The following is a 13,190-nucleotide window of genomic DNA, read 5'->3' on the forward strand; positions in this document are numbered from 1 at the left end:
TCAGCCAGCAGCACGCCGTCGAAAGGCTCTAGAAAGGGGCCGTGGGTTAAGCTGGCAGCGGGTATGTGTCTTGCTAAGGTTAGGTAACGACTCATACCACCAATAAAAACAGCTGTTGGAACCCCTATGCCCAGAGCCTCCCACCATGCGCTGCGCGGCACCTTCCGTGCGTTGCTGTCATCCGAATTCTGCTACCACACCGCCTCGGTGTTCGACCCCATGTCCGCGCGCATTGCCGGCGACCTCGGTTTCGAAGTCGGCATTCTTGGCGGCTCGGTTGCCTCCTTGCAGGTACTGGCCGCGCCGGACTTCGCGCTGATTACCCTGAGCGAATTTGTCGAACAGGCCACCCGCATCGGTCGCGTCGCTAACCTGCCGGTGATCGCCGATGCTGACCACGGCTACGGCAACGCGCTGAACGTGATGCGTACCGTGAAGGAACTTGAGCGCGCCGGCGTCGCCGCGCTGACGCTGGAAGACACGCTGCTACCGGCGCAGTTCGGGCGCAAGTCCACCGACCTGATCCCCGTGGAAGAAGGCGTCGGCAAGATTCGCGCAGCGCTGGAAGCCCGTGTCGATGCCGCGCTGGCCATCATTGCCCGCACCAATGCCGGCGTGCTGTCGGTGGATGAAGTCATCAGCCGCACCCTGGCTTATCAGGCCGCCGGTGCAGATGGCATTTGCATGGTCGGCATCACCGACTTCGAACACTTGGAACGCATCGCCGAGCACCTGACCGTGCCGATCATGCTGGTGACTTACGGCAATCCGTCGTTGCGCGACGATGCGCGCTTGGCCAGCCTGGGCGTGCGCATCGTGGTTGACGGCCACGCCGCCTACTTTGCCGCCATCAAAGCCACCTACGATTGCCTGCGCGAGCAACGGCAAGTGGTGGCCAGCGACCTCAGCGCTTCGGAGCTTTCGCACAAATACACGCACCCGGAAGACTATTTGCTCTGGGCGAAGGAGTTTATGGAAGTGAAGGAATAATTCGACCGTTCATGCAGCTCCATGCCGCTTGAGCTTGTAAAAAAACACCCGCGCGCCCATATCTTTCTCTAACGCAAACGAGCGGGAGACAGATCATGGCCGGCGGTTGGGCAAGTGATGGAGCCGTACAAGAGCAGATCGACAGCAGCATCGAAGACGCCATCGCGCGTGCGCGCAGCAATCTGCCCAAGGGCGAAAGCCTCAAACACTGCGAAGAATGCGACGCCGCCATCCCCGAGGCGCGGCGCCAAGCCATTCCCGGCGTACGCCTGTGTGTCGCCTGCCAGGCGGAACACGACAAGGCAAACTTGGCCAGCGCCGGGTATAACCGTCGCGGTAGCAAAGACAGCCAGCTTCGCTAGAAAAAACTACTGCGCTCGGTTAAGCGGCGTTGAAGGACAATGAAAAAATGCTCATTGGCTCAATGCCAACTGCGCTTTTTTCATTGCCCTTCGCCTTGCTTTCCCTTCGCTCGCTACGTTTTTTGGTCTTCCCCCATATTGAGTGCGCTTGGGCGTTACGCTTAACCGAGCGCAGTAGTTTTTTACCGGAGTGACGATGGACTTTAAGGACTACTACAAAATTCTGGGCATCGAGCCCACTGCGGACGAAAAGGCGATCAAAGCCGCCTACCGCAAGCTCGCGCGCAAGTACCACCCGGATGTGAGCAAAGAAAAGGACGCCGAAGTCCACTTCAAGGAAGTGGCCGAGGCCTATGACGTGCTCAAGGATGCCGACAAGCGCGCCGAGTTTGATGACCTGCGCAAGTACGGCCAGCATGGCCGGCCGTTTGAGCACCCGCGCGGTCGGCAGCCGGGCGCCGGGGCGTTTACCGATGCCTACGGTGGCGATTATTCCGACTTTTTCGAGTCGATTTTCCGCCGCGGCGGTGGCGCCGAGCAGGCGCGCAACCGTGCTCGCAAAGGCCAGGATGTGGAAATGGAGCTGCCGGTGTTTCTTGAAGAAACCCTGACCGGCGAGGCCAAGAAAATTTCCTTCCAGCTCCCCGCCGCCATGGGCCAGCCGGCGCAGAGCAAAAGCCTCAACGTGAAGATTCCCTTCGGCGTCACCGACGGCGAGCGCATTCGCCTGAAAGGGCAGGGTGGGCCCGGCAGTGCCGGCGGGCAGCCGGGCGATCTGTACCTGAACGTGCGCTTCGCGCCCCATCCCTTGTTTGATCTTCAGGGCAGCGACCTGGTGCTCACCGTACCGTTGGCGCCATGGGAGGCCGCGCTTGGCACCAAGGTCGAGGCGCCGACGTTAAACGGCCGCATCACCCTGACCATTCCGGCCAACAGCCAGAGCGGCCAGCGCCTGCGCATTAAAGGCCGAGGCTTGGGCACCAAAGCCGGAGAGCGCGGCGATTTGTATGCGCAGCTCAAAGTCGTGATGCCCAAAACCACCAGCGACGATGCGCGCAAACTCTGGGAGAAACTGGCGCAGAAGGTCGACTTCGATCCCCGCAGCGAATGGAGCAAATGAGCATGAGCCACCCATTAGGCATGCAAGAACTTTGTCAGACCGTGGCGATTCCCACCTCACTGCTGATGGAAATCGTCGAGCACGGCATTGTCTATCCCGCTGGGCACGGCCCTGACACCTGGCAGTTCGACCAGCACGCGCTGATCACCTGCCGCCGCGCTGCACGGCTACAGCGCGAGTTGGAAATGGAATGGTCGGGCATCGCCCTGGCGTTGCAGCTGCTGGACGATCTGGAGCAGGTGCGCCGAGAAAATCGCCAACTGAAAAGCCAACTCGGCCGTTTTCTCAGCGAGTAGCGGCGCGGCTAGAACAGCGACCGCTCCGCCTTGAACATGAAGTAATCCTCGCAATAGCCGTTGTGCCCCGAATACGCCACGCACTGCGGCCCACTCAAGGTTGAACCGCTGTACGACAGGTTCAGATCAATGCCCGCCCATGGGCGCGACAGGTTCAGGGACCAATCATTGAACACCCGCACCAGCCCGCCATCGCCGTAACTCACCGCGTCGTCCAACGTGTGGTTGGCGTACTTCATCGACAGGTTCATGGCCAACGGCGGATTCAGCGCCAAGTCCATTAACAACGTGCTGTCGGCGCGCCCTGGGGCCTGGCTGAAAGCCGCGCCGAAGCGGCTGTCGAGGAGGGTCAGGCCGGCGTAATACTCGTTGCTGTCATTGGCGCTGAAGCCGGGATGGCTGTAGCGGATCAGGCCCATTTCATAGCCGAAGCGGTTGTTGAACGGGCGCTTGAAGCCGCTGTAGGAATCGAGCTCTAGCTGGCTGTCACGGGCGATGCCCATGCTCGGCGACCATTGGCCCAGGTACCAGCCGCTCTCGTGGGTCAGGTCGAGGCCGCCTTGGAAGGTGCCGTTCTGCGCCGGCTGCACCAAGCCCTGCGCCATGCTGCGGGTGGGCGTGGTGCCCAGTTGTAAATCGTAGGGGCCCAGTTCGCGTTCCATCACCTGGCCGTGGGCGGCGGCGCAGGCAAACAGTGTGGCGGCCAGCAATGTGGCTTTTAACGAAATCATCAATGTTCACTCCAGATGTTGAGTAAGGAGTGGCTTGCACGCTGGCAGGGGCGCTCAGCCTGTAACGACAGCGGTTGGCACGCTGGCGTTACCCGTGTTTTTGTCGCCTGCGGTGGGCTCTCTGTGGAGCTTTTTCTCGCGCGGAACCGCAGGCTAGAGCGGTCCGAGAGTACCGCCATGCGCCACAAATGGACCGCCATTCGTCGATGGACGCGGAAAAATCGACGGGCTGTCGAAAAGGCCACTACCCAGGCGCAAAGGCGCTGGCTAGACGCTACCAAGACGCTAGTAGGGGTTGTATCGGCCGAAACGCCCCGGCACGATGCTTGCCACCCTAACGATCTCGCCTTCTTCCTTTGTCGTCTGGAGCGGTCATGTTTTCCCAGATTCTCTCAACCCTGATGCCGGTGTTTTTGATCACCGGCTGCGGTGCGCTGTACGGCCATCTGCGCAAACCGGACATGCGCGGCCTTAACACCCTCAACATGGAATTGCTGGTGCCGTTGCTGGTATTCGCCGTGCTGGCCGACAGCAAGGCGGCGCTGCAGGACTACGCCAGTCTGGCGCTCGCCGGGGCGGGGATTGTGTTGGGCTCGGGGCTGGTGCTGTGGCCGTTTGCACGCTGGCTGAAGCTGGACCTGCGCACCTTTCTACCGCCGATGATGTTCAGCAACACCGGCAACATGGGCTTGCCACTGATGGCCCTGGCATTCGGCGAGAAAGCGCTGCCGGCGGCAGTGGTGCTGTTTATCGTGGAAATGCTGCTGCACTTCACCGTCGGCCTGCGCATGCTCGACCCCGCCACGCCGCTGTGGCGCCTGTATCGAATTCCCGTGGTGCTGGCGACTATTGCTGGTTTGGCCATCAACCTGAGCGGTCTGCACCTGCCGCACTGGCTGCTGGAATCGGCCACCATGCTGGGCACCACCAGCGTGCCGCTGATGCTCTTCGCCCTTGGCGTTCGCATGCTCGATGTCGACTTCAGCGCCTGGAAAATCGGCCTGCTCGGCGCGATTGCGTGCCCTGCGAGTGGCTTGATTCTCGCCTGGCCACTTATCCAACTGCTCGACCTGCAAGGCCTGCAACTGGCCTGCCTGTGGGTGTTCGCGGCGCTACCGCCAGCGGTACTCAACTACATGCTCGCCGAGCAATACCACCGCGACCCGCACAAAGTGGCGTCGATGGTATTGATCGGCAATCTGGGAAGTGCGGCGGTTATGCCCGTGGTGTTGGGCCTGCTGTTTTCCGCCGGCTATGGCGCGCCGGTGATGGCGCCGTAAATGCTTAGCGCTTAGGCAACATCACGGTAAACGTGGTGCCGTCTTCGTGGTTTGAACTCACGTTGACGGTGCCGCCGTGGGCGAGCACCACTTCGTTGACGATGAACAAGCCCAGACCCAGGCTGGTCTCGCCGGCGCGGTCGCTGGTGCTGCGTACGAGCGGGAAGAAGATCGTGGAGATGGCGCTCTCCAGAATGGGCTCGCCCTGGTTGTGCACCACCAGGGTCACGCTGTCGGTTTCACCGATCAGGCGCACGGTGATCGGCAGGTTGCTGGCACCGTGTTGCAGGGCGTTGCCGATCAGGTTTTGCAGCAGCTGTTCGATCCGGCCCTGATCCCATTCGCCCTCGGTTTCACCGCTTACTTCAAAACGCAGATCGCTCAGTGGCTGGCCGGCGCTGGCTTCGTCGATAGCCGCCTGGCAAAGCAGGCTCATGTTCACAGGCGAACGCACGATAGGCAGGCTGTTGCCCAGCCGGCTGCGCACGAATTCCAACAGGTCGTTAACCATGCCGCTCATGTGCCGGGTGCTGTTGCGGATGCGCTGCACATGGCTGCGGGCTTTTTCGTCCAGGCCCTGCTTGGCGGCCAGCAATTCGCTAGACATGCTCACCGCCTGCAACGGCGCGCGCAGGTCATGACCAAGAATGGCCAGGAAAATATCGCGGGAGTGATTGACCTGCTCGGCGTATGCCGCCGTGGATTCGGCCAGCGCTTCGTCGATCGCTTCGTTGAAACGGATCAGGTCGCGCATATGCACCAATTCCATCTGCACCAGGCTGTCGGTCCACAAACGGATAACACTGGCGCGCAGGTGGCGGAATTCGGACGTCATTTGCACCAAGTCAAAGCCAACCTGATGGCGCAGCTCGCCGTGGCTGGCGGCCGCTACGTCAAGGCTCGGGGTTTTGTCCGGCCCTTCGCCCATGGCTTTGGCCGCGCTTTCCATGCGCGTTTGCGCGGTGTTCATGTCGCGCGCGGCGGCCAGCAGAATGGCCTTGGCATGGTCCCGCAATTCGACCTTATTCATGCTGTCGGCAGCGGGACGAATGGTCATGGCAAAGGCCTCCCATTCATCGACGATGCGGTCAACGGTGGCGACGATAAACTCGGCAAGACGCATGGCTTGAACACCCCGGACAGCTACGACGATGACGCATATTAGCCGCTTTCGTTGCGCTTGCTAGCGGCGTTTTGCTGGCGTCGGTTTTCAGCGTTTTACTTCGACCAGACGGTCATTTTCCAGGCGCAAGATGATGACCACCGGCAGGCTCGGAAAGTTGGGTGAATCGTCTTCGGTATTGGCCATGGCGGGGATACTCAAGGTGACGGCGCCGCTGGTTTCGTCGCGACTGGCGGTAGCCTTGAGGTCATCAACCGAGCGGCGCATGTCGCCACCAATTTGCATCACATCGATCAGGCGGTAGTGCGGGTCGCCGGCCTCGTTGGCATCGGGCTCGAACACCGCCAGGTACTGGTTGTAGCTGTTGCCCATGGAAAAGCCTTCCACGGTGAACACGGCCAGCGTCAGGTAATTGTGGCTGCCCAGGTCAAGGTCTTGTGCCAGGGTCGCTTCGGGGTAGCCGGTGGCGAAACTGTCGCTGAGTGCAGCCACCAGATGTTCGACCTGGGTGGTCAGCGCTTTGGGTGGCGCTTCGGGTTTGGTTTCGGCTTCACCTTCGGCGTGGGCCAGAACGCAGAACATCGCCAGAACGGCTGGCAGCAGAGCGAGTTTCATACCTGAATATCCGCGAAGAGAGGGGTGGCGGATGGTAGAGCATCGCGGCTAAAGCCGCTCCCACAGGGTGCGCGATTTCTGTAGGAGCGGCTTTAGCCGCGAGATGTTGATCTGCTGCGTCTGATGTACCTACAGCGTCGTCGCCTTAAACGTATCGCACCCACTCACCTTGCCGCCTTCATACCCCGCCTTAAACCAACGCACCCGCTGCTGCGAGGTGCCATGGGTAAACGAGTCCGGCACCACGTGTCCGCGTGACTGCTGTTGCAAACGGTCATCGCCAATCGCGTTCGCCGCATTCAAGGCTTCCTCAAGGTCACCGGGTTCCAGCCAATTCAAGCGTTGCTGCGCATGAAACGCCCACACGCCCGCCAGACAGTCGGCTTGCAATTCCTGGCGGACCAGCAAGCCATTGGCGCCTTCCATTTTGGCGCCGCTCTGCCGCGCGCTGTCGACCTTGGCCGACACCCCCAACAGTGTTTGCACATGGTGGCCGACTTCGTGAGCGATCACGTAAGCCTGGGCGAAATCGCCGGCTGCGGAGAAGCGTTGAGCCATTTCTTTGAAGAAGTCGAGGTCCAGATACACCTGGCGGTCGCCTGGGCAGTAGAACGGCCCGGTGGCTGAATCGGCGAAGCCGCAGGCAGAGTTCACGCCGCCGCGAAACAGCACCAGGGTGGGGTCCTGATACTGCTTGCCGGCTTGTTGGAAGATGGCGCGCCAGGTGTCTTCGGTGTCGCCGAGTACCGAGCGCACGAACTCGGCTTGTTCATCATTGGCCGGCGGCGCGTGGCCTTCGGTTTGGGTCGGGGCGGTAGACACGCCGGCCTGGTTGGCCAGTTGCCCGAGGATTTGCATCGGATCTTGGCCGGTGACCAACCCAAACACCACGATGATCGCCACGGCGCCGAGGCTCAGGCCTTTGCCGCCGCCGATGCGCATACCGCCGCCGCCACCGCCGCTGTCGCGGGCATCCACTACGTTGTCGCTGCGTCGGCCTTTCTTCCAGAGCATGGTGTTTCTCCTTTGTGTGGCGCTTGAGTGTTGCCAGTTAAAGGTGCTCGCGCCAGGCCGACGGTCTGTTACATCACTTGCCGTCGTAGTGGGTCAGCACCTGCTCGGCGCCATTACTCTGCACACCGATCACATCATAGGCATCACGAACGTCGCCATGTTCCATCCCTGGTGAACCCATCGGCATACCGGGGGCTGCCGCGCCAATCAAATCGGCACGGGCGCGCAGTTTGAGAATGTCGCTGGCGGGCACGTGGCCTTCCACAAATTTGCCGTCGACGGCGCCGGTGTGGCAGCTGCCAAGGTTATGGGGAACGCCGAGTCGGGTTTTGACCGCGCTCATGTCGGTTTCCACATGGTCGGTGACTTTGAAGCCGTTGGTTTCCAAATGGCTGATCCAGGCTTTGCAGCAACCGCAATTGGCGTCGCGGTGAACATCGATAGCGATGGGCTCGGCGGCCTGCAGGGTGCCGGCGAACAAGAGAGAAGCGAGAGCAAAACGGCGCATGGCGGTGACTCCACAGGAAAAGGTGCCGTGCAGCATAGTCGCTGGCTGCGCTTGTCCTAAGTGGGCTGCTGTTTATAGATATGTCAGACCCAGCGGCATTGCGGCTGGGTATCGTCCTGGCGAACGACTATGCTGCGGCCTTCCCAAAAGTTGGAGCGTTCCGATGCTGTTTGCCCGCGTGTTTCTGCTGCTTCAGGCCTTGGTGTTGGGTGGGTTCGGCGTGGCGTATTTCGTGTACCCGCAAGAGATGGCCAACCTCACCGGCATGCTGCTGATGCAAACCGCCGCCGTCGTAGATGTGCGCGCTTACTACGGCGCGTTGCAACTGGGGCTTGGCGTATTTCTGTTGTCTGCCGCCTTTCGCCCTGCCTACTGGCGCCCGGCGCTGAGCATGCTGACGCTGCTGTTCGCCGCGCTCGCCCTGGGGCGCGTTGCCGGGTTGTACCTGGACGGCTTGATTGGCCAGACCTTCAACTTCTACGCGCTGGGTTACGAAGCGGTGTCGGCCGTGTTGGCGTATGTCGGGTTTCGGCGCTTGCCGGCGTAGCGGCAAGTCCGGTCATCCTGCGCAAGAGGACGCACAAACTTTCGTCATCGTACGAAAATTGCTGACACATCCAACATCTGGATCCCGAATCGTCGGACCGCCGCCTTCGCGGGGGGGACGGAGGTTTTTCTCAAGACCTCCGCAAGACGACGCACAAAACCCCGTCATCCTCGCGCAGGCGGGGATCCAGGCTCGTTCAGGAGATGAAGCTTGAGCGGCTGACCGCAGCCCTCTCCCCCAGCCCCTCTCCCGCGAGCGGGCGAGGGGAGCCTAACCGCGCGCGATCACGCCAACACCACATTCCCCACCGCCGGCAACGGCAACAACGGTGCATGCGGATCCTTGGCAATCGTCTCCCGCCAGCTCTCCATCCACTCGCCCGGCTCGTCTTCCCACACAGCAGCATGCAGCCGCGCCAGGGCCACCGGGTCACTCAGCAAAGCCATACGCGCCGCGCCGTCCAGCTGTTTCGGCCCGACCTCCAGCGCATGGCGCACCTGCTCCGTGCGCTGCCATTGCAGCGGCTCGGCCTGGCGATGGCGAGCGGTGGCTAGGGCGTAGGCGAGGGCGTTTTGTTTGGGGTCGACCACGGCGTGCACGAAGCCGTTGTGCAGCGCGTGCCAGTTGTTTTCGTGGTTGTACTCATCGGTAGCCACGAGCTCGCGCGGTGGCTGGTATTCCTCGGGAATCAGGAATAGTTGTTCGTCTTTGGCCTTCAACCCCAGGCCCACGCGGCTGGACAATACGGACAGCGGAATCGACAACATCAGCGACCCCACAATCGGCGCCAGCCACCACAGAAAGCTCGGGTTCAGCCACGCCACCAACGCCGTCCACACCGCACCGAGCGCGGTTTGCGGACCATGGCGCAGCGCCGCCTCGCGCCAGGTGGTGGAACCGTCGTCACGGCTTGGCGAATGCCAGACCGCCTCCCAACCGAGAAACGCGGCCAGCACAAAACGCGTGTGAAACAGCATGCGCACCGGCGCCAGCAGGATGGAAAAGAGCATCTCCAACAGCATCGACATGGTCACCCGCAGCCGACCGCCGTAGGCTTTGGCGCCCTTGGCCCAGACCAGCACCACGCTCAGCAGCTTGGGCAAGAACAGCAGCACCACGGTGGTGGAAAACAGTGCGATGGCTTTTTCCGGATGCCATTGCGGCCACAGCGGATACAGCTGGCGCGGCTCCATAAAGTACTGCGGTTCCATCAGCGTATTGGTCGCCAGCAGCGCGGTGGACAGCAGCAAGAAGAAGAACCACAACGGCGCCGACAGGTACGACATCACGCCGGTTAAAAACACCGCGCGGTGCACCGGGTGCATGCCCTTGACCATAAACAGGCGGAAGTTCATCAGGTTGCCGTGGCACCAGCGACGGTCACGCTTGAGCTCATCAAGCAGATTGGGCGGTAGCTCTTCGTAGCTGCCTGGCAGGTCGTAGGCGATCCATACACCCCAACCGGCACGGCGCATCAGCGCGGCTTCGACGAAGTCGTGGGACAGAATGGCCCCGGCAAACGCACCCTTGCCCGGCAGCGGCGCCAAGGCGCAGTGCTCAATAAAGGGCTTCATGCGGATGATCGCGTTATGGCCCCAGTAATGCGATTCACCGAGCTGCCAGAAGTGCAGGCCTGCGGTAAACAGCGGCCCGTACACGCGGGTGGCGAATTGCTGAATGCGCGCATACAAACTGTTCATGCCCGAGGCACGCGGGGCGGTCTGGATGATGCCGGCGTCTGGCGTGGCTTCCATCAAGCGCACCAGGCTGGTCAGGCATTCGCCGCTCATTACGCTGTCGGCATCGAGCACCACCATGTAGCGGTAGTCGCTGCCCCAGCGGCGGCAGAAGTCGTCGAGGTTGCCGCTTTTGCGTTTTACCCGACGGCGGCGACGGCGGTAGAAGATCCGTCCAAAACCTTGCGTCTCGCGGCACAGGTCGAGCCAGGCCTGTTGCTCGGCCACGGCGATGTCGGCGTCGTTACTGTCGCTGAGCACGAAGAAGTCGAAGTGCGCCAAATCGCCCGTAGCCGCTACCGACTCATAGGTGGCCCGCAGCCCGGCGAATACACGCGCAACATCCTCGTTGCAGATCGGCATGACGATGGCCGTGCGCGCCTCGGCAAGTATCGGTTCGTTGCCGGCGCTGGCACCGGAAATGCGGTACTTGTCGCGCCCGGTGAGCAATTCCAGAAAGCCCATGAGCGCGGTCCAGAACCCGGCCGACACCCAACAGAACAAAATGCCGAACAGCAGCAAAATGCTGCCCTGCAAGAAATACGGCAGCACCTGGGTGACCGTTTGCACAATGGTTTGCTGGCGCACTTCTTCCCATTCAAAAAACGCCCAGCCTTGGTACGGCATGATGCCTTTCATGTACCAGCCGGCGACCAGCGTTTGCCCCAGCATCAGCACCGACAGAATGTAACGACGAACAGAACCCACATGCCGCCAGCGCGCCGACGGCAGTTCACGCTTGGGCGCACGCGGCGGATTTTCGCGGCCGCGAAACGTTCGCCAGGCGCGCACCAGCACATTGGTGCGCCAGGGCTCGGGAATCACCCGCGTGCGTTTGATCGGCGGCGTAGCCTTCAGGCGCACGCGGCCCTCGGCATCGGCGTCGAGCATTTGCGCATCGGTGCTGAGCAAGGTCAGCCGCTGCGCCACGGAGGCATGCACGGCGGCTTCGTTATCCACCACAGGTTGTGCGGCGAGACGCTGGTGCACTTCCAGCAGCGAGCGGCTGTCGCTGAGCTCGGCGCGTTGCGCTTCGCTCAGCGGCAGATGCGCCAGGTACTCGCGCACGGTGGTGGCGGCTGGCTTATTCATCGGCGGGCAACTGGTTGCTCCAGGTTTCCGTCAGCACTTGCACGGCTGGCGGGGCGGGCGGCACGTCGTTCGCAGACGCGACCGGTGCGGGTGCGGCGGCGGGTGTCGCTGCGGTCGGTGCGGCGGCGGGGCCATCGCTGGTCGCAGCGGCGGCTACAGCTACCGGAGCGGGCGCAGGTGCTGCTGGTGCCGCTGGCGCCTGGTCTTCATCCACCGCAGCCGGCACCTCAACAGGCAGATCGCGCACCAAGGCCGCGCGCATTTCCACTGGCTTGTTTGGGTCGTTCACTTTGAAGCGCAGCGTCAGGCGCCAGCCCTTGGTTTCAGGGTTATAGCGCACGTTGTTTTCCATCAGCTTGGCGTTGTCATCCAGGCTGATCTGGCTGCGCACCGGCGCATCTTCCAGCAGGGCTTTGAGGGCTGGGCCTTCGAAGTCGACCAAAAAGGCGATGCTGCCATCGGGCTCACGAATCAGGTTCGACTGCTTCACATCCCCCGTGGAGCGCAGCGTTTGTTTAACCGAGGCCAGCTCCTGCGAGCCCAGCGCTTTTTCATCGTTGCTCCAGTGCAAGCGGTAGCTGAAATCAATCGGCTGGCCGGCCTCGGGCAGCGACTCGGGTTTCCAGAAGGCCACGATGTTGTCGTTGGTTTCATCGGCGGTGGGAATTTCCACCAGGTTGACGGTGCCCTTGCCCCAGTCACCCTGCGGCTCGATCCACGCGCTTGGGCGCTGGTCGTAGCGGTCGTCGAGGTCTTCGTAGTGGGAAAGGTCGCGACCGCGTTGCAGCAGGCCGAAGCCTTTCGGGTTTTCCACGGCAAAGCTGCTCACGCCCAAGTGCTTGGGATTATTCAGCGGGCGCCAGATCCATTCATCGTTGCCGGTGTGAATCGACAGGCCGTTGGAGTCGTGCAACTCGCGGCGGTAGTTCAGGGTTTTCGGCGGCTGGTTGGCGCCGAACAAGTACATGCTCGTCAGCGGCGCAACGCCCAACTGCGCCACGTTTTCGCGCAGGTACATACGGGTTTTCACATCCACCACCGAGTCGGTGCCCGGGCGCAGCACCAGGCGATAAGCGCCGGTAGCGCGCGGCGAATCCAGCAGGGCGTAAATCACCAACTGCTTCTCGCCGGCCTTGGGCCGCTCAATCCAGAACTCCGTGAAATGGGGGAATTCTTCGCCCGAGGGCAACGCCGTATCAATCGCCATGCCGCGCGCCGACAAACCATACGTCTGGTCTTTGCCGATCACGCGGAAATAGCTGGCACCGAGCAGGGTCATGATCTCGTCCTGCTTGTCGGCCTTGTTGATCGGGTACAGCACGCGAAAGCCGGCGTAACCCAATTGTTCGGTGGCCTTGGCGTCGAACTTGAGGTCGCCAAAATCGAACCGGCTGGGGTCGTACTTGATTTCGTTCACCGTGGTGGCGGTGACTTCGTTGATCTTCACCGGCGTATTGAAGTGCATGCCCTGGTGATAGAACGACAACTTGAACGGCGTCTTCAGGTCTTGCCACTCGGCTTTTTCGGGGCGGAAGCGGATCTTCTGGTAATCCGCGAACTTCATCTCACTGAACTCGGCCGGCAGGTTGCTCTTGGGCACCACATACTTTTGCGCGGCGAGGTCTTTGGCCTTCTGCGCCACATCGTCCAGGTTGAATGCCCAGAGCTGTCCGGCAGCCATTAACGACACGAGCGCCGCCATGGTGGTGAGGGAATGGCGCAGTCGTTTGCGCTTACCGGTTGCTGCGTTTGGGGTGCTGAAGGTCACTGAGGGCT

13 protein-coding genes are annotated in these 13,190 nt (G+C 61.8%); 6 read left to right on the plus strand and 7 right to left on the minus strand.

Annotated elements, in window-relative coordinates:
* Positions 1–126 precede the first annotated feature (126 nt).
* The 4 genes from ACZZ0Q_RS03195 to ACZZ0Q_RS03210 all read left to right on the plus strand — a co-directional run bounded on the left by ACZZ0Q_RS03195 (position 127) and on the right by ACZZ0Q_RS03210 (position 2,768).
* Positions 127–990, plus strand: a complete 864-nt coding sequence (locus ACZZ0Q_RS03195; RefSeq protein WP_463540107.1) for an isocitrate lyase/PEP mutase family protein — start codon at positions 127–129, stop codon at positions 988–990.
* A gap of 95 nt (positions 991–1,085) precedes the next feature.
* A complete protein-coding gene (locus ACZZ0Q_RS03200; RefSeq protein ID WP_463540106.1) occupies positions 1,086–1,352 on the plus strand; it encodes a DksA/TraR family C4-type zinc finger protein in 267 nt (88 codons plus the stop codon).
* Between the two features lie 196 nt (positions 1,353–1,548).
* Positions 1,549–2,472 (plus strand): DnaJ C-terminal domain-containing protein, encoded by a 924-nt coding sequence (locus ACZZ0Q_RS03205; protein ID WP_463540105.1) that lies wholly within the window; start codon positions 1,549–1,551, stop codon positions 2,470–2,472.
* Positions 2,473–2,474: 2 nt separating this feature from the next.
* Complete coding sequence (locus ACZZ0Q_RS03210; RefSeq protein ID WP_463540104.1) at positions 2,475–2,768, plus strand: chaperone modulator CbpM; 294 nt, start codon at positions 2,475–2,477, stop codon at positions 2,766–2,768.
* 8 nt (positions 2,769–2,776) lie between these two features.
* On the opposite strand, the gene ACZZ0Q_RS03215 is transcribed toward ACZZ0Q_RS03210, so the two are convergent.
* The gene (locus ACZZ0Q_RS03215) at positions 2,777–3,499 is read right to left on the minus strand and encodes a TorF family putative porin (protein WP_463540103.1); all 723 of its coding nucleotides are present in this window, start codon (positions 3,497–3,499) and stop codon (positions 2,777–2,779) included.
* Positions 3,500–3,873: 374 nt separating this feature from the next.
* Here ACZZ0Q_RS03215 and ACZZ0Q_RS03220 point away from each other — a divergent pair, with 374 nt between their 5' ends.
* Entirely contained in the window at positions 3,874–4,779 is a 906-nt protein-coding gene (locus ACZZ0Q_RS03220) for an AEC family transporter (RefSeq protein ID WP_122494659.1), read from the plus strand.
* Between the two features lie 4 nt (positions 4,780–4,783).
* On the opposite strand, the gene ACZZ0Q_RS03225 is transcribed toward ACZZ0Q_RS03220, so the two are convergent.
* The 4 genes from ACZZ0Q_RS03225 to ACZZ0Q_RS03240 form a co-directional block, all read right to left on the minus strand.
* Entirely contained in the window at positions 4,784–5,902 is a 1,119-nt protein-coding gene (locus ACZZ0Q_RS03225; protein WP_463540102.1) for a sensor histidine kinase, read from the minus strand.
* 87 nt (positions 5,903–5,989) lie between these two features.
* Positions 5,990–6,517, minus strand: coding sequence for a hypothetical protein (locus ACZZ0Q_RS03230; protein WP_463540101.1), 528 nt, complete (start codon positions 6,515–6,517; stop codon positions 5,990–5,992).
* A 129-nt stretch (positions 6,518–6,646) separates the two neighbouring features.
* Positions 6,647–7,531 carry a KPN_02809 family neutral zinc metallopeptidase gene (ypfJ, locus tag ACZZ0Q_RS03235; RefSeq protein ID WP_463540100.1) on the minus strand — a complete coding sequence of 295 codons (885 nt, stop codon included), beginning with the start codon at positions 7,529–7,531 and terminating at the stop codon, positions 6,647–6,649.
* 73 nt (positions 7,532–7,604) lie between these two features.
* Entirely contained in the window at positions 7,605–8,039 is a 435-nt protein-coding gene (locus ACZZ0Q_RS03240) for a DUF411 domain-containing protein (protein ID WP_463540099.1), read from the minus strand.
* 163 nt (positions 8,040–8,202) lie between these two features.
* On the opposite strand from ACZZ0Q_RS03240, the gene ACZZ0Q_RS03245 reads away from it, so the two are divergent.
* A complete protein-coding gene (locus ACZZ0Q_RS03245; RefSeq protein WP_463540098.1) occupies positions 8,203–8,586 on the plus strand; it encodes a DUF4345 domain-containing protein in 384 nt (127 codons plus the stop codon).
* 284 nt (positions 8,587–8,870) lie between these two features.
* Here ACZZ0Q_RS03245 and mdoH read toward each other — a convergent pair whose 3' ends face one another.
* Both mdoH and ACZZ0Q_RS03255 read right to left on the minus strand, forming a co-directional pair.
* On the minus strand, positions 8,871–11,414 hold the full coding sequence (gene mdoH, locus ACZZ0Q_RS03250) for a glucans biosynthesis glucosyltransferase MdoH (protein WP_463540097.1): 2,544 nt from the start codon (positions 11,412–11,414) through the stop codon (positions 8,871–8,873).
* Entirely contained in the window at positions 11,407–13,182 is a 1,776-nt protein-coding gene (locus ACZZ0Q_RS03255; protein ID WP_463540096.1) for a glucan biosynthesis protein G, read from the minus strand. The genes mdoH and ACZZ0Q_RS03255 overlap by 8 nt, the downstream gene beginning before the upstream one ends.
* Positions 13,183–13,190 lie beyond the last annotated feature (8 nt).

The organism is Pseudomonas sp. AC070 (assembly GCF_979258635.1).

Coding starts and splice junctions, on each gene's coding strand:
- ACZZ0Q_RS03195 (WP_463540107.1), top strand. CDS start 127: ATGCCCAGAGCCTCCCACCATGCGCTGCGCGGCACCTTCCGTGCGTTG.
- ACZZ0Q_RS03200 (WP_463540106.1), top strand. CDS start 1,086: ATGGCCGGCGGTTGGGCAAGTGATGGAGCCGTACAAGAGCAGATCGAC.
- ACZZ0Q_RS03205 (WP_463540105.1), top strand. CDS start 1,549: ATGGACTTTAAGGACTACTACAAAATTCTGGGCATCGAGCCCACTGCG.
- ACZZ0Q_RS03210 (WP_463540104.1), top strand. CDS start 2,475: ATGAGCCACCCATTAGGCATGCAAGAACTTTGTCAGACCGTGGCGATT.
- ACZZ0Q_RS03215 (WP_463540103.1), bottom strand. CDS start 3,499: ATGATTTCGTTAAAAGCCACATTGCTGGCCGCCACACTGTTTGCCTGC.
- ACZZ0Q_RS03220 (WP_122494659.1), top strand. CDS start 3,874: ATGTTTTCCCAGATTCTCTCAACCCTGATGCCGGTGTTTTTGATCACC.
- ACZZ0Q_RS03225 (WP_463540102.1), bottom strand. CDS start 5,902: ATGCGTCTTGCCGAGTTTATCGTCGCCACCGTTGACCGCATCGTCGAT.
- ACZZ0Q_RS03230 (WP_463540101.1), bottom strand. CDS start 6,517: ATGAAACTCGCTCTGCTGCCAGCCGTTCTGGCGATGTTCTGCGTTCTG.
- ypfJ (WP_463540100.1), bottom strand. CDS start 7,531: ATGCTCTGGAAGAAAGGCCGACGCAGCGACAACGTAGTGGATGCCCGC.
- ACZZ0Q_RS03240 (WP_463540099.1), bottom strand. CDS start 8,039: ATGCGCCGTTTTGCTCTCGCTTCTCTCTTGTTCGCCGGCACCCTGCAG.
- ACZZ0Q_RS03245 (WP_463540098.1), top strand. CDS start 8,203: ATGCTGTTTGCCCGCGTGTTTCTGCTGCTTCAGGCCTTGGTGTTGGGT.
- mdoH (WP_463540097.1), bottom strand. CDS start 11,414: ATGAATAAGCCAGCCGCCACCACCGTGCGCGAGTACCTGGCGCATCTG.